This window comes from Methanobrevibacter sp. (assembly GCF_045120835.1).
In the GTDB taxonomy this organism is placed as follows: Archaea; Methanobacteriota; Methanobacteria; order Methanobacteriales; family Methanobacteriaceae; genus Methanocatella.
Genome location: NZ_JBGVFE010000002.1, coordinates 1 through 20,551 on the forward strand (window position 1 = coordinate 1; position 20,551 = coordinate 20,551).

At 33.8% G+C, this 20,551-nt stretch carries 19 protein-coding genes; 11 read left to right on the top strand and 8 right to left on the bottom strand.

All coding sequences use genetic code 11. The annotated features are described in order from the left end of the window. Window positions 1–1,062 (top strand): RNA-guided endonuclease InsQ/TnpB family protein (locus ACJMLO_RS00165; protein ID WP_405292728.1); only part of this gene is annotated, 1,062 nt, incomplete at its 5' end. Window positions 1,063–1,165: 103 nt separating this feature from the next. On the opposite strand, the gene ACJMLO_RS00170 is transcribed toward ACJMLO_RS00165, so the two are convergent. Continuing rightward, window positions 1,166–2,188 (bottom strand): phosphorylcholine transferase LicD, encoded by a 1,023-nt coding sequence (locus ACJMLO_RS00170; RefSeq protein WP_405292730.1) that lies wholly within the window; start codon window positions 2,186–2,188, stop codon window positions 1,166–1,168. A gap of 168 nt (window positions 2,189–2,356) precedes the next feature. Between ACJMLO_RS00170 and ACJMLO_RS00175 the strand changes: the two genes are divergently transcribed. Genes ACJMLO_RS00175 through ACJMLO_RS00200 form a run of 6 tightly spaced genes read left to right on the top strand, consistent with a single transcriptional unit; the run spans window position 2,357 to window position 9,334 of the window. Next, window positions 2,357–3,613 (top strand): glycosyltransferase, encoded by a 1,257-nt coding sequence (locus ACJMLO_RS00175; protein ID WP_405292732.1) that lies wholly within the window; start codon window positions 2,357–2,359, stop codon window positions 3,611–3,613. Continuing rightward, window positions 3,610–4,452, top strand: a complete 843-nt coding sequence (locus ACJMLO_RS00180) for a UbiA family prenyltransferase (RefSeq protein WP_405292734.1) — start codon at window positions 3,610–3,612, stop codon at window positions 4,450–4,452. The genes ACJMLO_RS00175 and ACJMLO_RS00180 overlap by 4 nt, the downstream gene beginning before the upstream one ends. 33 nt (window positions 4,453–4,485) lie before the next feature. Then, entirely contained in the window at window positions 4,486–6,054 is a 1,569-nt protein-coding gene (locus ACJMLO_RS00185) for a glycosyltransferase family 39 protein (RefSeq protein WP_405292736.1), read from the top strand. A 1-nt stretch (window position 6,055) separates the two neighbouring features. Beyond that, on the top strand, window positions 6,056–7,228 hold the full coding sequence (locus ACJMLO_RS00190; protein WP_405292738.1) for a glycosyltransferase: 1,173 nt from the start codon (window positions 6,056–6,058) through the stop codon (window positions 7,226–7,228). Between the two features lie 60 nt (window positions 7,229–7,288). Further along, on the top strand, window positions 7,289–8,824 hold the full coding sequence (locus tag ACJMLO_RS00195; RefSeq protein WP_405292740.1) for an NERD domain-containing protein: 1,536 nt from the start codon (window positions 7,289–7,291) through the stop codon (window positions 8,822–8,824). Window positions 8,825–8,842: 18 nt separating this feature from the next. Continuing rightward, window positions 8,843–9,334, top strand: coding sequence for an acyltransferase (locus tag ACJMLO_RS00200; RefSeq protein ID WP_405292742.1), 492 nt, complete (start codon window positions 8,843–8,845; stop codon window positions 9,332–9,334). Here the strand turns inward: ACJMLO_RS00200 and ACJMLO_RS00205 are convergent. From ACJMLO_RS00205 to ACJMLO_RS00220, 4 genes are read right to left on the bottom strand one after another with little or no spacing between them, the layout of a single operon-like run. Then, entirely contained in the window at window positions 9,331–10,767 is a 1,437-nt protein-coding gene (locus ACJMLO_RS00205) for a flippase (protein ID WP_405292744.1), read from the bottom strand. The genes ACJMLO_RS00200 and ACJMLO_RS00205 overlap by 4 nt on opposite strands. Then, window positions 10,760–12,181 (bottom strand): sialyltransferase, encoded by a 1,422-nt coding sequence (locus tag ACJMLO_RS00210; protein ID WP_405292746.1) that lies wholly within the window; start codon window positions 12,179–12,181, stop codon window positions 10,760–10,762. The genes ACJMLO_RS00205 and ACJMLO_RS00210 overlap by 8 nt, the downstream gene beginning before the upstream one ends. Window positions 12,182–12,195: 14 nt before the next feature. Continuing rightward, complete coding sequence (locus ACJMLO_RS00215; protein WP_405292748.1) at window positions 12,196–13,248, bottom strand: N-acetylneuraminate synthase family protein; 1,053 nt, start codon at window positions 13,246–13,248, stop codon at window positions 12,196–12,198. Window positions 13,249–13,251: 3 nt separating this feature from the next. Then, the gene (locus ACJMLO_RS00220) at window positions 13,252–14,916 is read right to left on the bottom strand and encodes a cytidylyltransferase domain-containing protein (protein ID WP_405292750.1); all 1,665 of its coding nucleotides are present in this window, start codon (window positions 14,914–14,916) and stop codon (window positions 13,252–13,254) included. A gap of 182 nt (window positions 14,917–15,098) precedes the next feature. Here ACJMLO_RS00220 and ACJMLO_RS00225 point away from each other — a divergent pair, with 182 nt between their 5' ends. The 4 genes from ACJMLO_RS00225 to ACJMLO_RS00240 are packed head-to-tail and all read left to right on the top strand — an operon-like array spanning window position 15,099 to window position 18,440. Then, window positions 15,099–15,314 (top strand): hypothetical protein, encoded by a 216-nt coding sequence (locus tag ACJMLO_RS00225; protein ID WP_405292752.1) that lies wholly within the window; start codon window positions 15,099–15,101, stop codon window positions 15,312–15,314. A 58-nt stretch (window positions 15,315–15,372) separates the two neighbouring features. Beyond that, window positions 15,373–16,416 carry a hydrogenase formation protein HypD gene (hypD, locus tag ACJMLO_RS00230; protein WP_405292776.1) on the top strand — a complete coding sequence of 348 codons (1,044 nt, stop codon included), beginning with the start codon at window positions 15,373–15,375 and terminating at the stop codon, window positions 16,414–16,416. Window positions 16,417–16,420: 4 nt separating this feature from the next. Beyond that, entirely contained in the window at window positions 16,421–17,125 is a 705-nt protein-coding gene (locus tag ACJMLO_RS00235) for a phosphoglycolate phosphatase (protein WP_405292754.1), read from the top strand. Between the two features lie 7 nt (window positions 17,126–17,132). Continuing rightward, entirely contained in the window at window positions 17,133–18,440 is a 1,308-nt protein-coding gene (locus tag ACJMLO_RS00240; protein ID WP_405292756.1) for a TldD/PmbA family protein, read from the top strand. Between the two features lie 43 nt (window positions 18,441–18,483). On the opposite strand, the gene ACJMLO_RS00245 is transcribed toward ACJMLO_RS00240, so the two are convergent. From ACJMLO_RS00245 to glp, 3 genes are read right to left on the bottom strand one after another with little or no spacing between them, the layout of a single operon-like run. Then, window positions 18,484–18,732, bottom strand: coding sequence for a hypothetical protein (locus ACJMLO_RS00245; RefSeq protein ID WP_405292758.1), 249 nt, complete (start codon window positions 18,730–18,732; stop codon window positions 18,484–18,486). Window positions 18,733–18,740: 8 nt separating this feature from the next. Next, window positions 18,741–19,202, bottom strand: a complete 462-nt coding sequence (locus ACJMLO_RS00250) for a GyrI-like domain-containing protein (protein WP_405292760.1) — start codon at window positions 19,200–19,202, stop codon at window positions 18,741–18,743. Between the two features lie 29 nt (window positions 19,203–19,231). Then, a complete protein-coding gene (gene glp, locus ACJMLO_RS00255) occupies window positions 19,232–20,455 on the bottom strand; it encodes a gephyrin-like molybdotransferase Glp (RefSeq protein ID WP_405292762.1) in 1,224 nt (407 codons plus the stop codon). Between the last annotated feature and the right edge of the window lie 96 nt (window positions 20,456–20,551).

Sequence of the window (20,551 nt, forward strand, 5' to 3'; positions counted from 1 at the left end):
AATAATGTTAGACAAAAAGTCAGACAAGCAAGAATTCACAACAAAATAATCGATAAAAATTATCCTGAATCAAAGGATGAAAAAATTAAGATAAATCGAAGCTTTTATAACAATTGTCTGCGTGAATTAAAGCATGAAAATCCATTTCTGTATGAAATCGACTCTACTGCTCTACAAGACTCCACAGAGCGCCTACAAAGAGCATACCAACACCATGATAAAAAGTTATCAGGTGAACCAAAACTTAAAACATTAAAAAATCCAGTACAATCATTCACCATTAAAAATGTAAACAACAGCATACGAATCCAAGACAAGTATATAAGGTTAAATAAATACGGTTTCATCAAATTACATGGTCTGAGACCAATACTTGGCAGAATACAAACCGTAACCATCATATATGACAAAGGAAGATGGTATGCAACAATAACCTACAAGTTAGAAATACAAATAGATCCACTTCCATTAACAGGCAAATCAGTGGGAATTGACGTTGGTTTAAAAAATTATATCACATTATCGACGGGAGAGGTGATAGCCAAACCAGACACCAGCGATTTAGATGATAAAATAAAAAAACAACGTAAAATAATATCTCGAAGATTTGAATCCTCACCATATGGAAGCAACTACCTAAAAGCCGTAGAAAAACTACAAAAACTAGAACACAAAAGAAACGACATAATAAACGATTTTTACCACAAAATCAGCAAAAAACTAGTCACAGAATACGATATAATCGTAATGGAGACATTAAATATCAAAGGAATGCTAAAAAACCATAATCTGAGTCCAAAAATTCATGATGCCGGATGGTATAAACTAAAACAAAAAATAAAATACAAAGCAGAATTATACGGTAAAACATTCATTGAAATCGACCAATGGTTCGCTTCCACAAAAACATGTCATAAATGCGGCTATAAAAACAACGACATAACCCTAAACGATAGAGAATGGAATTGCCCAAAATGCGGCACACAACATGAAAGAGACCACAATGCCGCAATCAACATCTTAAATGAAGGGTTAAAAACACTAAAAAAAAAAACAACCTAGGGGACCTGGGGGATAGCTTAGAATATTTCCATTCATAAAAATGGATTACCTAAGAATCTCCGACCTCAACAGGTCGGAGAGGTTCAAAACATTAAAAACAAGATTACTCAAAATCTTCGTTTATATTTTTTAGAAAGTCGATAGCCTTATCAAAATCATTATCCATTTCAGATTTTGAACCGAATTGCCTTTCAAGCAGTTTCAATGTATCATGATTATAGATGACTTTCGGATATTCCATATACCTTGACCCGAACATGACATTGAGATGATGGCTGCAGTCCTTAGGACAGTTGAACTCATGGCCTTCAAACTCTATTTTGTCCAATGGAAATGTTTTGTCGTAATCAAAGATTCTTATTCTCCAATGAGGAACCCCTTCAATAGTATCTGAGAATTGTTTTGTCTTAAGATCTGTAAATCCTGCCTTTTTTCGAACGGAGTCAATTTCATCAAAGAATTTTACCTTATCATTCAACAGATCATCATAGAACTTGTACTGAATTGGAGCAAACTTATTGTAAATCCCATCTACCTTGTCATCCTCTATAAAATCAAAAGGAAAAATGTCTATCTTAACATAAGGCTTTAACCAGGCAACCTGCAGAAAATTATATTTGCCGTCGACGAGGAGATTTCCGTCGATGTCCCTGACCTCATATACATTATTAAAATCTTTGAAATAATTTTTTCTGTTTTCAAGAAGCAATGTCAATCCGCAGGATTCATCCAAACCATGTTTAACCAGTTCTTTTGGTAGCACTTCGAGTAATTTATTATAATCCTTTCTTAAAATTACCAAATCAATATCATCATCCCATGGAATGAACCCTCCATGCCTGACCGCACCCAGAAGTGTGCCGAAACCCAACCAATAGTCAAGCCCATACTTGTTGCAGACATTGTCAATGAAAATGAGCAATTCAACATACAGTTCTCGGAATTTGAGATGAGTGCTAGTGAAATTAAGCTTCCCATCCGGAGAAGACAATTGCGAAAGGAATTCCTGGGTGGACACACCTGTAGAATTGTTAATCCTGTCGGTAATGTCAAAACTCAATTTCAAAATTCTTGGATTGAATTTTATAAAATCCGGCAATTTAAGATAATACTTTTCTAAACTCATATTTGCACCAAATATCAAGTTAAAATGGCTTTTTTAAAAAATTAAACTTCAAATTATATTTTTAAATCTATCCATATATAAAAGTATGGGCAAAACAGAGTTTTACATAGTTAAATATATATTATTTCAATGAAAAAATTAAATATAGAAAATTTAAGTGATTTGAACATGAAAAAAGTCCTTTATATTGCATTCAATTATAATCATGATACTGGAATTGCATCAAAAAGATTGAGGGGAGTTGCAAAATATCTGCCGTCATTCGGCTGGCAGCCTATTGTAATCGTGCCCAGAACTTCAAACGAAACCGTCAAGCTAGATAACGTCAAGGTTGTTGAAACCGATTATCAGGACATGATTTCAAGATTTATGCCAAAATCAAACAACACTGGCAGAAAACGGGAAGTGAGTGGCAGAGACCAGACAAACAAATTCATATCCAAATCTCTTTCACTTGCCGGAGAGATATTCGCATATCCAGACAGCATGAAATATTGGAAAAAGCCCGCAATAGAGGCATCATGCGAAATTATTGAAAATGAAAAGATAGATGCAATATTGTCCACTTCTTCACCAATTACCTCACATATAATAGCGCATGATTTAAAAGAGAAATATGATATCCCCTGGATTGCCGATTTAAGGGATTTGTGGAATTCAAATCCTTATGTCAATCATAATTTCATCAGAGAATTTTTTGAAAAGAGACTGGAAATGAAAACATTTGAAAACGTTGATGTCTTGACCACAACCACTCAGCTGGCAAAACAAACTCTTGAAAAAATCCATCCGGATAAAAAAATCGCTCCGGTTGTATCAGGTTTTGACCCTGAAGACTTTGAAAAAATAAAACAGACAAAAAATAATGAAAGATTGACATTAATGTATGCAGGATCCCTCTATAGCGGTAAAAGAGACCCTTCAATATTATTTGACAGCATAAATCAGTTGGTCAATGAAAATAAAATTGATGCCGACAACATCATTGTTGATTTTTATGGAGATGAGACCAATCTGGAGGAGCTTTCCAGAAAATATAACATCAGGGACAATGTCAATATTCATGGAAGAGTGACACAGAGTGAAGTTTTAACTCATCAGATGAACGCTGATATCCTATTGCTTATCTCATGGATGGACGAATCTGAAAAGATGTTCATTCCAGGCAAGGTCTATGACTGTATCGGATGTAAAAAACCAATATTGTCCGTTGGATATAAAGAAGGTTCTCTCAAAGATTTGATAGAAAAAACAAACATTGGATATCATGTATCAAATGTTGATGAATGTAAAAAAGCTATTTATGATTATTACATCAAATATAATAATAATGATTTAAACTATTGTGGAAATGAATTTGCTGAGGAATATTCGCTGGAGAATACTGCAAAAAAATTTGCACAATTACTTGAGGAAGTACAATGAATCCCTATATTGAAATTTTAAGACCTGGAAACGCATTGATGGGCGCCATATCCATTATTCTAGTTGCTTTAATAGACAAAACACTGAGCATACCCGTTATACTTGCGATGATAACAGTGTTTTTTGAAACCGCAGCAGGAAATGTCATCAATGATTATTTTGACTACAACATTGATTTAATAAACAAACCTGAAAGGCCTATTCCTTCAGGCAGGATTTCACTTAAAGCAGGCCGAAACTATGGATATTTCCTATTTTTAGCAGGTACAATATGCGGATTCCTAATCAGCTACCTAACTGACAACTGGATTCCATTTATGATTGTGTTGTTTGCTGATGTTGTACTTTATTTATACGCATACAAATTGAAATCAGCCCCCCTGATTGGAAACTTGGCCGTGGGTTTTATGACCGGATTCGGATTCGTATTCGGAGGATTCTGTATAAACAATCCGAACATCATAATGACTTCAATATTTTTAGGGTTTTTTGCATTTGTAATGACAACTGCACGTGAAATCATTAAAGATATAGAAGATATTGAAGGAGATAAGGCAGATGGGGCAAAAACTTTACCTATAATGATAGGCACCAAAATTCCGGCATTAATGGCCACAATATTGATCATCGTTGACAGCGCATTATGCCCATTATTATACTTTTACCATATATTTGGAATAATCTACTTAATCATAATAGCAATTGCAGTAATATTATTCCTATACTGTGCATTTATAATCATCAAATCACAAGATGAAAAAACCGCTGCAAAATCCTCAAAATATCTGAAAATAGGGATGCTGATAGCATTTGTTGCCTTTGCTCTTGGGTCATTTTAAGCTTATTTATTAAAACTACAAAAAATTGATACAATGTTGAAAGATTTTAATTTAAACCAAAAAGATTACTATTACTTAATTATAATTGCAGTATTCAGTATTGTTTTAACTGTAAATTACATAATATTTAACTCTAATTTTGGAATATACTGTTCCGACGTTTATGTTTATCTTATCAATGCCCTTTACTATACAGGAGTCAACATTCGCGCAACAGGAACGATATATCTGTCCCCATTAATATGCTTTTTAACATCAATATTCTTCAGACTGGGATTTGTTGACAATCTGGCAATATACATAGTAACAGGAGCCTTTGCAATATTTGGAAATATAGGATTTTATATTTTACTCAAAAGATATTTTAATGAAGTCTTAAGCCTTAGCGGATGCATAATCTATTCATCATTGACTCTTTATTTGACCTGGCTTGCAAATGGGACTTTAGACATTCCTGCAGTCTCAATGATTATTTGGACTGCATTATTCTCAATCATTGCAATTAAAGAAAATCCAAAATTTTACAAATATGCAATATTGTTTGTTATTTTAGGAATATTTACAAGATATACCGTAATTTTAACATTACCTGCATTAGTCCTTTATTATATTTATGAAAAAGGATTTAAAATGGAATCTGAAGATTTTAAAGAAATCAAAAAAGGGATTATCATTGGATTGCTTCTTGTCATCATTACGATGGGAGCCATTTCAATCATGGGCAGCGGCCATTTTGGTGCCAGCGGACAGATATCAAACGGAATTAGCGGAGCCCAAGGTTCAGAAACTGATCCTGCATACAATACCGATGTTACCTATTACGTATCCAATTTCCTAAACTTTATTTCAAATTCCCATACTGTAATTGACGGAAATCCTATTTTAGAAAATCCTACTCCACTATCCTTTATAATCATTGGAATCTTAATTATTGGAATGCTTTTATGGCTGTACAACAATAGAAGAAAACCTGAAAAAAAGGATTTGATACCTTTAGCATTCTTTATAGTTGCAATCCTAAGCTTTACAAGAATCAGTTCAGTAGTTACAACATTGCTTATTTTGGCTGGCCTTTACTTTATGGGCCGGGACAGCGATAACAAAAACGAATATTTCATGCTAGCCTGGATATTTTCAAACCTGATTTTCTTCAGCTATTACAGCATTAAAGTAAACCGTTATCTTTTACCAATATTTCCGGCAGTAATCTATTTTGTTTTGCTTTCAATTGACACGATAAACAAACGCATCAAAATTAATGAAAATATACTGCCAGTAATATTGATAGCATTATTCATTATTCAGGCTTTCACCTTTACATTAACTTTTGAACAAACCGATGAGTTTAAAACAATAGAAGACGTTTCGGATTATATCATTGACTCAAACCCGGATTATAAGAATCTTTCAATCGGCACATATAATGTAAGGGCATATAACTGGTGGTTAGGCGAAAATCTTCTGGCCATAGAAAGCAGTGACGAGGAAACGATTGACTCAAGCAATGCCACATATTACATCTCAGATAAAATACTGGAAAATGTTACAAACTATACGGAAATAAAAAATATTAACAATGTATACATATACGAAAGGGTTTAAAATGAATATTTTACATGTTGTGCCTTCATTCGCTCCCTGTTTTGCACATGGGGGAGTGGTCAATGCATCTTATCAGATTGCAAAAAAGCAACTCGAAGCAGGACATGACGTTAGCGTTTATACCACCGACAGTTGCGATAAAAGATTGGAGTTTGAAAACAACTATAATGTTGATGTTGATGGAATAAAAGTATTTTATTTTAGAAATATCTCAAATACCGTTAAAAACAAGCTAACCATCGACACACCAATTTCCTCAATCAAACATATCAAAAAAACAATCGCTAAGTTCGATATAGTGCATATACATGAACACAGACATTCCCTTGCAATTGCAACCCATAGATATGCTAAAAAAAATAATATACCTTATGTACTGCAGGCACATGGATCGGTACTTCCCTTTTTTCAAAAAGAAAAAATGAAAGACATTTTCGATAAGATATGGGGATTTGACATATTGCATGATGCATCAAGGGTTTTTGCCCTAACAGAAGTTGAAAAAGAACAATACTTGAAAATGGGCGTTTTGGATAATAAAATTGAGATTGTTCCATTGGGAATCAATCTGGATGAATATAATAATCTCCCTTCAAAAGGCAAATTCAAAACAAAATATAATATTGATGAAAATAACAAAATAATCTTATTTTTAGGACGCATTCATGAAATAAAAGGTCTTGATTTATTGATAAAAAGTTTTAATCAAATTCCTCATGACAATGTCAAATTAGTTATTGTTGGAGGGGATTATGGATTTAAAGAGGAACTTGTTAAACTAATTGAAAAATTCAACCTAAAAGATAAAATCATATTTCCAGGAGTATTAACCGGAAAAGATAAAATTGAAGCATTGGTTGACTGCAACATATTTGTTATGCCTTCAAGATATGAGTCCTTTACCACAAGCGGCCTGGAAGCGATGGCCTGCAATAAACCATTAATTCTAACAAAAAACAATCATATCCACACATGGGTAAAGGATAATGCTGGACTTGTTTGCGAATTTAAAGAAGAAGATTTGTCCAATTGTATGAAATCATTGTTGAACGATGACTCATTATGTGAAAAATTTGGAAAAACTGGTCGAGAATTAATAGAGAACAAATACGATTGGAACAAGGTTGAAAAGCAGATAGAAAGCATTTACCAAAAATGCATTGATGAATATTAGAAACATATATAATAAAAAAAATTAAAAAATAATATCATAAAGCAATTTTAAGAGGATATTATGAAAGTTGTATGCTGTAAGAACTGTGGTGCAAAATACCAACTCGATGATGATGACGATATCGCAACATTTGAGTGTTCTTCATGTGCAGGTGACTTAGAATATTTAGAAGATTATTCTAATCGTGAAAATATAACTGAATCTTCATTTATTGACTCATTCAAATACGATAATTCATATATTGTTCAATGCCAAGATTGTGGATTAAAATATAAAATCAAAAGTAGCGATAGCATACTTGATTACGAATGTGACAGTTGTGGAGGATCTTTAAGATATTTAGATAATGAAATGAATAAGGAATTAGACAAATATCTTGAAGAAAGACAAAAAGAAATTGAAGCCATTAGAAGAGAATCTAAAGCCGAAAAACCAACATCTGAAGAATTAACAAATGAAGAACCCGATCACTCTTTAAAATCATTTACTGACAAAATTGGAGATTTCTTCTCAGAAGAACGCATGTTGAGAATTGCAGATGATGAAAAAAGGGAGCAAGAACTTGAAGCTGCTGAAAATATCTCAAAAACCGCAAGAACTACAATTCCTGCTGCAGTTTTATCTAAATTTGGAAAAGAATTTGCTCTACCAAAGACAAACGATTACGATATTTTGAAGAATTTCCTTAAAAACGAGTTTTTCAAAAGCATGAATAAGTATTATCCAAATGAGGAAAAAGCAAAAAAATCATCTGAAAGCATATTTGACAAAATCAGTATCGCCGAACCTGATAACGGAGATATAATTCCTGAGAAAAATTCAATTAATAATCCTGATCCCGGATTTGATGTAAATGCACTAGATACAAACAATATTGTTTTAATTGTCGGTATCGCTATTTTCTTTATAAGTATCATTGAAATCTTACTTATAAACAGTGGTATAGGAATTGTTACAATATTTATTGGAGTGATAATGCTTTGTTACGGACTTTATAAAACCCGTGATGAAAAGCAAACTGAAGAAAGGACAAGAATTATCAGAGAACACTTATTAACCCTTTCTGATGAGTATTATGTTTTTTATAATGTTGACACTCCTACCTCATCTTCAGGCATTAACCATGTAGTTGTAGGTCCAACTGGAATTTATGCTCTTTTATCACAAAAATACAATCCTAAACTTAGACTAGAATCAGAAAATGAAAACTTAAACATGATTGGTTCTACTGAGCTAGATGAAGATAAACTTGAAGAAGTTCCATTTGATGGAAATAAAAGAAGATTTAGATACACCACCAAACAGGCTAAATTTTCTCAAGACAATAAGATTAAACAAAAAGCATTGTCCTTGGGTGAAGATTTAATTAACTTCTTAAACGACAATAATATTAAAAATTGCTTTGTTGAACCCTTAGTCGGTTTTATTAATAATGAAGTTGTTGTAATAAATATGCCTTTAACTGATGAAGACCTATTTATTGAAGAACTGTTAAACAAAATCAAAACCAGTACTATTAAATTAGATCAAGAAACCATTGACAAATGTGCTGTTTTACTTAGCAAATATTCTGCAGATTGTTCTGCAGAAATTTAATTTCTTTTTTTGGATACAATGATTTTTAACAAAATTAAGAAAAAATTATATCAACATAGATGTGAAAGTGTTGCAAAAAGTTATGGGAATAACTTCAAGGTAAATGGTGAAAGTTACGTTACACCAAACACTGTTTTAGGAAATAATGTTAATTTTAATGGGATGAAAATTCAAGGAAACGGCAATGTAATTATCGGAGACAATTTCCATTCAGGCATTGAATGCATGATAATAACAAGTATCCACAATTATGATGAAGGAAATGCAATCCCTTACGACAACACAATCATCTCAAAAGACGTTATCATTGAAGATAATGTGTGGCTGGGAAATCGTGTGACCATATTGCCCGGCGTAAGGATTTGTGAAGGTGCGATTATTCAGGCAGGCAGCGTTGTAGTGAAAGATATTGAAAAATATGCAATAGCTGGAGGCCATCCCGCCAAAGTATTTAAACATCGTGATATTGACCACTATGAGAAATTAAAAAAAGAGGGAAAATTCCACTAAATCATTGATTTGATTAAATTAACTTCTTTCTTGTCAATTCCCTTCAATAGAATCAATACTGCAAAATAAATAACAACTGAAACTGCAACAACGATTAAAATATTAACAATTCCCATCGGATTTGCAATAATCACAAAAGCACCCATAATAACTGATGCAATAATTATTTTAGCGATTGATTTATAATCAAAAGGCAATCTAGCGTATTTTTTAGAGTAGAACACTGTCACTACAAATGCAAAGAAATAACAAAGCAATGTTGCAATTCCTGCACCGTAAATTCCGATATAAGGCACTGCAAAAATATTTAAGACGATATTTAAAACAGCCACAACAATCCAGATATGTGCCAAAATAGTTGTTTTCTTCTCTAAGATAATTATATTATTCACAATACCGTATATTCCCATAAACATCGCGCCTAAAGCCACTAAAGGAGTAATCATATATCCGCTATCTGCAATAACTGTTGTAGTTAAGATATAAAGCAGTGGTTTTGAAAGCAGACTCAAACCCACACATGCAGGAATGGTAATCAGAAGATAATACTTCAATGAATAAGTTAAAAATGTATCGACTTTATCCATATCCCCCCTCTCATAATATTCCGGCAATACGGCAGGAAGTAAAACTGCAAACGGAGTTAAAAACATCAATACAATATTTCCCAAGGAATAACCTGGAGAATAACATCCTACAGCAACGGATCCAAGAAAAATACCGATAACTATCCTATCACTTGAATCAACAACCCAAGACGATACGTTATTCGGAACTGTAGGAATAGCAAATTTTAATTCCTCTTTTAGGCTTTTAAGTTTGGTAGCAAATCCCAATTCACGAACTATCAAAATGGCCATTGCGACAAATACAAGGAAAAATCCTGACAAACGTCCCAAAACGACCACATCAATAGGCTGATGCATCCATGTCAATATAATGCTGAATACCACACCAATATAGGTTTGCAGTACCAGAAAAGTGGAATAGAGTGTGATTTGCTGAAATGTCCTGAAATAACTTAACAGCATCAAATCCAAACAAGCGAAAAATGCCATGACAATAACGATATACATTATCTGCATACTACCATCAAATAAAGCATTGGCGATTTGATTTGAGAATATTAACAATGCCACAATCATGATTATTGTCGATACCAGAACCAATAACATCATCGAATAAAAAGACTGCTTAATAATCGTTTTATCCTTTTCAGCGGCCAAAAATCTTACCATAGTATACGGGAGTCCCAAATTCACAATATTTGGAACCAACGATACAAAAGTGTTTACCTGAGACCATACACCATAATCAGCGGTTGAAAAGCTTTTGGTAATAATCGGAATGAAAATCAATCCGCTAATGGATATTAGAATATTTGCAATACCCACTACTCCCATTCTTTTAATGAACTTTACATATTCATCCATTATCAACCACTTCCTTCAGCAATTCTGTATCAAGATTTTTGAAAAAGAAATTTTTATCATAATATGTCGGTTTAAAACTGTCCAGATTATTGTTTAAATCATCAACATCATTAATTTTAAAAACATAGCCTTTTTCAATCAAATCATTTAAGTATTCGACACCCGGAACATCTAAAATGAAGGTTTTGCAATTAAACATTAAACCTTCATAAATGGCAGTTGAAAATGCTCCCACCTGATAATTGGATTGTGCCAGAAGCCTATACAATGGAATTTCACTGTTATCGATTACATCAAAATTATCAAACTGGGAAGCTTCGACCAATTCCGGATAATTTTGCCTCCATGTCTCATACTCTCCGGGATGCAGTTTGTAGATAATCTTTAAATCTTTCTGAGATTTTGCAAATTCAAACGCCAATTTTGAGAGATATTTCCCTATGACCCCCTGAGATATGAATAAGATCTGATTGTCTATGACGTCAATATCCATAAAATCTTTTGACTGTTCCTGAAAGTATGAAAAGCCAATGGGAACAATATTCTCACGAGATATTGGAGAAGTTTCCTCATTCATCCAATAATCTCCAAAAGACAATAGTTTATCCGGAAAATATGGAATATCTCCATTCAATCTTGTTTTTTTAGGATAAGAGTAACCTAAATGATAATCAGTAATGGTTCCGTGTTGGAGTTCAATAACTTCAATACCCAGATATTTGGCTGCTGCCACAATGGCATGATTTTCGTAAGCTACAACAACAAAAACCATTTTAGGTTTTCTCTTTTTAAACAATTCAACATATTTCTTAAAATCATATTGGAAATTTAAAATATGTGTTGTTAACATCCACTTGAGATTCAGCTTAATGTTGAAAGTTGCCTCAAGCTCGCCCTGAACTTTTAAAATAAGTTCCTTTTCGCTTTCGCTGAATTCAACCTTGTTAAATTTTTTATGAATATATGAACCCAACTGAATTGCATCAGTGAAAAGAACATAGTTCTGAGGCTTTGTATAATGTTTATTTAAGTATGGAGACTCCAAAACCTCAAAGGAATAATCATCCCTTAAGAAATCAACTAAAAAGTTACTGTAAATATCGCAATATTCTCCTTTGAAAATTACCTTTCGAGGATGGTCAAAAATTAAGATATCCTTATCATATTTTCCATTGAAAGGATTTTTAAGCACTGAATTTTTAAAAAAGGGTAAAAATGTTTTCACCTTATCAAAAAGAGACAAGGATTTCTGCTGAGGGGCATTGAATATTTGTGTCTTTCGTGTTATATCATAATAGAGATGCATCCTTATCAATTGCCAGGCATAACATCCTTGAATTTCATGATAGTTAAGATTGTATTTATTTTCAATATCAAAAAACACTTCACAGATATCATGAACACTAACACTCATTAAAACACCAAAATCTATTCTAGCATATCAAAGTCAAGTAAGGTATCCTCCAAAATATCCACTTTAGCAGATTTTCCAAGTACTTCATCTATTCTTGAAGGATATATTCCTGTTCCCGGACGTTTAAATGTTAAATCTTCATTTGTAATTATTTCCCCTTTGTTGATGTCTCTTGCTGCAACAATTGACCTTCTTGCCTGACGCCTTGAAGAGGTCTCGCAGATTAACGGCTGCTTGTTTTTCATACCGTTGATCTTAGATATGAAATGGACATTCCATCTGAATTTGATGACATCATCTGGATCCATTGCGTGATAATGGTCATTGCCGGGCAATTTTTTGTCTAATGTAAAGTGCTTTTCCAAGATCGTAGCACCATAATTGTAGGCAGTTGTTAGAACAGCCATATTCTTATCAGGTTTTGTATGATCAGAATAACCAATCTCATAATCCGGGAAATTTTCGACCAAATCTTTAATCATCAATAAATTAGCATCTTCATAAGATGTAGGATAAGAAAGTACACAATGCATTATTGCAATATCCACTGTAGATACCTCTTCAATAGCATTTACTGCTTGTTTAATTTCATTTATAGTTGAAGCACCTGTAGAAAGTAGAATAGGTTTGTTTTTACTTGCAATATGCTTGATGAATGGAATATTTGTTAAATCGGAAGAGGAAATCTTATAAACATCCATAAATTCATCCAAATAATCGGCAGATTCAAAATCAAATGGAGTGGATAAAAATTTTATTCCAATACGATGGCAGTACTCAGCAAGTTCCCTATATTCACCAACACCAAATTTATCGAATTTTTTGAACAATTCAAATTGAGAGGTTGTTGGCTCTTCGGATAAATCCCAATATGCCGGAGAATTTTTTGAAGCAATTGTATCTGCCTTATATGATTGAAATTTTACTGCGTCAACTCCACACTCTTTTGCCTCATCAATCATGAATTTGGCCGCAGCCATATCTGACATTCCCTCTTTTTTTGCAATATCATAGAAATTAACCCCGATTTCTGCAATCAAATATGGGTATTTGTTAAATATTTTCATAATTTACCTCTTAAGTTCAAATTTCCTATATTCCTCACGAATAATCGACCAAATATTTTCAAATCCATCCTTTAAATCGACATCCAACATTTTCTTGTTCATTTCGATTCTTTTCTCATAATCATTCACCAAATCGACGAACTGATTTATGATATGCTGTTTTTCAACCGCAACACCCAACCCCATGTTTATAAAACCATTGCTGGAGTTTGCAAAAACATGTGTAACCTCACGGTCATTTTGACAAAGACAGATTGTCGGGACACCGATAGAACAAACTTCATACATTGTTCGGCCCGCTGAAGTGAATATTATATCTGCCTGGAACATGAATTCACTGATATTTGAAACGTTCTTATAAATCTGAATTGCCTGGTTTGATTCATATTTATCAATCAGGCTTTCAAGCCCGTCATAGCCCAATCCCAGAATTACATTAATTCTTCCATCATAATTGGTAGATAAAATTGAATCAATGACCTTTTCTGTAAAATTATTAGGGTCTGTTCCTCCAAAAGTAATTAAGACATTATGAACCTCCTGAGTGATGATTTTTTGGGGCTGGAAGTAAAATTCATCCTTTAGAATATAGTACTTGTGACCTGTGAAAACATGGTCTTCACCTATTTCATGTTCATATAATGCATCAAACACGACATCCGCCACTTCTGTACCTGTTCCCAAATCCTCAAAATTAACAACAAAATAACCCTCATTTTTCAAATGAGAAATATATTCTGCAGAAGTGTCCAATATGTCATTAATGACCATCTGTGGAGAATATTGTCTTAGGATATCAAATAAATCATCTTCACCATCATAAAGTTTGAACGGATAGTTATAGTTGCTTACAATATCAATTCCGAGCTGACGCTGTTCATCAATCAAAAATAAAACATCATGGAAAACCAATTTTGAAGCGATTGACAAACATCGGTAAACATGACCGGTTCCGATTTCATCATAAGCATTGACAACAATCGCTATTCGTTTTTTCTGCAAATAATTCTCGGCAATCCACCAGTCTTCATAATTGTCAATATCTACACTTTCTTCACGGCTGACTTCAATCAAGTCCAGATTGGTTCCAAGTCGTGAGTTTTCATGGACAAAATTCCTACGGGTAACAAGAAGTGCACCGGTTTCCCTGAAATCCTTCGGCAAGTATTGCCTATTTTTTCTCTCAATATAATTCGGGAAATACCTCTGATTCTTCTCATCAAATCCCCAGCTCAGATGCCTGTCGTCAACAACAGACAAAACACTATCAATTGAAAAGTCTTCAAATTTTTCAATTGCGGCATCTAAAGTGGATACCCTGAGTAATGGGGAAGTAGGTTGAAGCGTAATTATAAGGTCATATTCATCAAAAGCCTGCTTTTCTTTTTGAATCATTGCATCATATACAACCGGATCAAGTGGAACATCATCGCCAGCCAACTCTTCAGAACGCCTAATCACACTTGCTCCAAATTTTTCGGCCAATAATGCAATTTCAGAATCATCAGTAGTTACCACAACATCATCAACATACTCAGAAGATTTGGCTATATCGATAGAATAGGAAATTAATGGTCTGTCCTTAAGTAAACGAATATTTTTTCGAGGAATACCCTTCGAACCGCCTCTTGCAGGGATAACTACTAGAATTTTATTATTGTTAAACATATTTCTCCCTTAAAATTTACAATGAAATTTAATTAATACAATATTATTTTGTTTTTGGTAATGTATAAATTTTAGCATGAAAGAAAGTTTTTGATAATATAATACTAACAATCAGAAAAATAGCAAAATGTATTAAATTTCACAAACATACAATCCATTAACCTCAACAAAATTTTGATATCATGAAAAATGAGGCAAAAAAATATGAAAATGAAAACATTTGCTGGAATAACCTTTCTACTTTTACTTGCAGATGCATATCCGCATTTGAATTCAAAGATTTTAAGTCAATAGAGAGTTATTCTGATTTTGCCTATGAGGAATATTCCATATATGAAATAGATGACACCAGATATTTCCAAATAGAAAAAGTTTCTTCAGTTATAAGGCATAGATAATATTTATTACCAATACGAATTTAAATATAATTATTAAAACTTCGGTGTTAAAATGAGTATGAAAGAAATTTCAAAAAAGATATTGGACAAGATTAACGATTTAGCCACACCCGTTAAAATAATGCACGTGTGCGGTTCTCATGAACATACAATTATGGAAAATGGAATTAGAAGTCTGCTTCCGGAGGAAGTGGAGATCATTGCCGGACCAGGTTGTCCTGTATGCGTCGTTCCATCCCGTGAAATTGATGAAGCATTGGAACTTATTGATAAAGGAGTGACAATTACCACTTTTGGAGACATGTTAAGAGTTCCGGGTTCTGAAAGATCCCTTGCAGATGCTAAAGCTGAAGGCGGAGATGTCAGAGTAGTTTACGGTATTAACAGGGCTATTGAAATTGCTGAAAAAGTGGACAATGATGTTGCATTTATTTCAGCAGGTTTTGAAACAACCGCTCCGACAACAGCTGCCGAGCTGCTTTCAACCCCTCCCGAAAATTTCTCAGTACTCTCATGCCACAGATTAATCCCGCCTGCGATTGATTTTTTAATTAATTCCGGTGAAACAAGCTTGAACGCTTTAATTCAACCTGGACATGTTTGTACAATTATTGGAACCAAACCATTCGAATACTTCTCAACAGATTACGGAATTCCTCAAGCGGTAGCAGGATTTAATCCGCTAGACATATTAATGTCAGTTTATATGATTTTAAGGCAAATACACAATGAAACACCGAAAATTGAAAATGAATACAAAAGAGCGGTCAAAGAAGAAGGAAATGAAGTTGCAGTCGAAATGATGAATCAAGTATTTGAAGTAGGTTCAAGAGAATGGAGAGGATTTCCAAAAATACCTGATTCAATCCTTGAAGTTAAAAAGGAATTCAGCGACTTCAATGCCCGTGAAAAATATGACATTGAAGTTAAGGACGTTAATGAAGCTCCAAAAGGATGTATCTGTGGACCGATTTTAAGAGGCCTTGCAAGACCTGAAGACTGCAAACTATTTAGAAAAGCATGCAATCCTCTTCACCCAATCGGAGCATGTATGGTAAGTAAAGAGGGAACATGCAATATTGCCCATAGATATTCAAGGTGATAATATGGCAATTGAAGCGATAGCTGTAGATATTGACGGAACAATCACTGACAATGAAAGGAAGATTTGCATTTCCGCAATTGAAGCTTTAAGAAAGGCGGAATCAAAGGGAATTCCGACTACCATCGTGACTGGAAACGTGGTTAATTATGCATATGCCGCAGAAGTACTAATAGGCTGCAGCGGAGGACTGGTTGCTGAAAATGGAGGAATCGTCTTCAAAGAAGGTGAAAATGACAATGAAGTTGAAACAATGGTTGAAAGAGACTTTGTCAGTTCTGCAGAAAAACACCTGAAAGAAAGACTGGGCGATAAATTCGACAAGCATGCATCCCATGACAATATGTACCGACTAACCGAAACCGTATTCTATAAGACTCTTGATAAAAAAGAACTGGAAGAGGCATTAAACGATTTTAAATATTTAAACCAACTTGAAATTTATGACAGCGGTTTTGCACTCCACATTACTGATAAGAGAGTGAATAAGGGAACTTCACTTAGATATCTCTATGAAAGAAACGGAATAAATATGGAAAATGTCATGGCAATCGGAGACAGCCAAAATGATGAGGATTTCCTGAAAGAAGTAGGTTACAAAATCGCCGTTGGAAATGCTGATGACAAACTTAAAGAGATTAGCACATACGTTTGTGAGAAAAACTTTGGTGATGGCGTAGCTGAAGCCATTGAAAAATTTGCCCTGTAGTGATAATATGATATATGAAATTTCAGAAGACGTGAAAAGAATTATCGAAAATAAATGTGATGCTTACGAGATTTTTATTGATGAAACAAAAACTATTGAACTGGATTCACTTAAAGAGGAATTGAACTTTGCAAAAGAAGAAATAGAATTGGGCCTTGCAGTTAGAGTATTAAAAGACAACAAACAAGGTTTTGCATTTACATCAAACTTGGACAAAATAGCTGAAACAGGTTTAAAAGCTATTGAAAACACAAAATTGACCAAAGTTGATGAAAATTACGCTTTTGCTGAAGCAGAAAAAGTTAAGGACGTTAAAAAAGTTTATGATAACAAATTTGATAACTTAAGCCTTGACGAATCCGTTGAACTATTGAAAAGTTCAATTGATACAGTTATCGATAGCGGATGTGAAGTAACCGGTTCCGGTTTTAGTGCAAGCGGCGGAAGATCACTAATTGTCAATTCAAACGGCGTTTCAATTGAAAATCGAGGAACAGGATTTGGCATCGGTTTATCTGTAACCCTTCAAAAAGAAGGGCAAATTGCAACTGCATACAATTCCCAGTCTTCAAGATTTTTAGATTTGAACGGTGAAAAATTGGCTGAAGAAGTATGCAATCTTGCAAAAAGTTCGATTGATACAAAACCTGTTGAAACAAATGATTATGATGTTGTTCTTGACTATTATGCCGCAATTGGACTGTTGAGTACATTTTTAGGTGCTTTTGATGGGGAAAATGTGAGCAGAGGAAGGTCCATTTTGAAAGGAAAATTAGGAGAAAATATAACCAGTCCAGAATTAACAATTACAGACAATCCATTAGTTGAAAAAGGAATGTGCACATCAAAATGTGACGGAGAAGGAAGCGCATCTCAAAAAACCGATTTGATAAAAGAAGGAGTTTTAAACTCATTTATTTATGACATTTACACTGCAAATACGGAAGGCGTTGAAACAACTTCAAATGGAATAAGGGAATCATATCTCACAGCACCTTCAATTTCGCCAACCAATTTGGAATTTAAATTTAGTGAAATGAAGGATTTATCCGAAATTGATAAAGGGGTTTTGACAACAAGCGTTTTGGGAGCCCATACTGCAAATCCTATTTCCGGAGACTTTTCGGTTGAAGCAAGCAATGCATTTAAAATAGAAAATGGAGAGTTGGGCGAGCCTATCAATAAAGCAATGCTGTCAGGAAATATTTTTGAATTAATGAAAACGGTTGAAGGCCTGAACAGTGAGGTAAAACAATACGGGTCATTCATCATTCCGAAATTGTTGGTTCATAACCTAAGAGTGGTCGGCCAGTAATCCGAATAAATTTTGATTTAAAAAAAAAAGGTTTTGAGAAAAATTAGATTTTTTTCAATTTTTCTCTATATCTGTTTACTGTATCATGTTTATGCTCAATTTCAAGGTAATCCTGAGTTGATTTTTTAGTTTCATCAAATTCTTTGATTTTCTGATTCAATACCCTGTCAATTTCGTTATCCAATCTGGATATCCGTTTATCAAAAGAATATTCTGATTTTCTAATTCTAAAATTGGATTGACGAGCAATTCTTTCGATTTCTTCATCAATATCAACTTCTTTTTTAGCCATAATACCACCTACATCTCAATAATCGGCAATTGGATTTCAGTTATAAACTCATCTTCATCATCACAATTGTGGAAACTTTTAATGAGAACCTCCTTAGGAGATCCGATTATGTCATAATTATTTGCTTGGGCAACCTCGACTAATTGCGCATAGGTATCCATAATATTTTCAGTTGAACCAAAGTGCCTTGCTGCCAACACCTTATTTTCAATCATATCCACAACACGAATTCTGTCTGTTTCTTCAGCATCCTGTTTTATTGCAATGCTTACATCATAAACAACATCCCCTTGGTTAACTTCGTGTCTTGGTGAGAAATAAACAATGAATGGATCCCCATCGGTTTCAATTTCTTCAGCATCAACCCAACCCATCAATATGGAAAGGAATATGCCTAAATCTTCAATTGGAGTTTTGCAGTTAATTACTCCCAATTTTTGTTCTGGAATTACTTTTACTTCATAATCCATAGTTACACCTATATCTTAAATTTTTAATTTTAATTAAATAAATAAACTTCGACTTCCTCGCCTTCATCAACCAACTCAACCAGTTTTGGAATTTTTACATATCCGTCAGCAGTAGATAACGAGAAGATAGCTCCTGAATCTTTAAATATCGGCTGAATCTTTTCACCATCAACTTTAACCAATTGGTATTGCATTCTTCCAACTTGTGAGTGGATTCTCTTAGTTATTTTACCCTTATGAGTTTCCATCTCAAAGTCTTTATCGATTCCTGCAAGTTTTGTTAAAGGTTCAGCCACAAATGCATTGAATATCATTAATGCTGAAACCGGATTTCCAGGAAGTCCAATTACAATTTTGCCATCAATTACACCGACGATTGTTGGTTTTCCCGGCTGGACTGAAATTCCATGAATGTAAACTTCGCCAAGTTCATCCAAAACATGCTTCAATACATCTCCCAGTCCGGCTGAAGTTCCGCCAGAGCAGAATAAAATGTCCACATCCTTTAGGGAATTGACGATTTTTTCCTTAACCTCATCATAGTTATCTCTCATAACTCCTAAAAAGTGAGCGTCACTTCCGCAGGATACTGCATCATTTTTAATCATTCCGCCATTAACATCATAGATTTTGCCGTATTCCAGATTTTCTCCCTGAAGGGTTATCTCATTTCCGGATGAAAGAATTCCTACACTAGGCTTTTTATATACTTCAATTGTCTCAAAACCCTGAGAGAGCAAAACTCCAATTTTTCCAGGATTTAAAAAGTCTCCTTTTTTAAGTATTAATTTGCCCTGTTCAATATCAGAACCCTTTTTGGCAACGTCCTGAGTAGGTGTTGCTGTAGTAAATAGATTAACCATTCCCTCTTCCTTTTCAGCATACTCAACCATCACGACAGCATCAGCACCTTCAGGCATTGCAGCACCTGTACTGATTTCAATGCATTTTCCTTTTTCAACTTTTTTATCTGTGGTGGAACCGGCTTCCAGAAAATCAATGACTTCCAAAGCGTTCGGAGATTCCTCTGACGCTCCAAAACTGTCACTTGAAAGAATCGCAAATCCATCCTTTAATGCTTTATCAAATGGGGGAAAATCCATTCTGGAGTAAACATCCTCAAACAATATTCTGCCATAAGCCTCATCCACTGAAATTTCCTCACTTTGGGGCTTTAAGTTCTCGTCAAATAAATTTTGAATAATGTCAATAGCTTCATCGCATTCCTTAATTTTTAAAAATTCAGTTCCCATATTCATCATCTTACATAAAAAATCAATAAATTAATATATAATATATTCATATAAATATAAATAATTTAATCTTATGGAGATAATATTATTATTTTG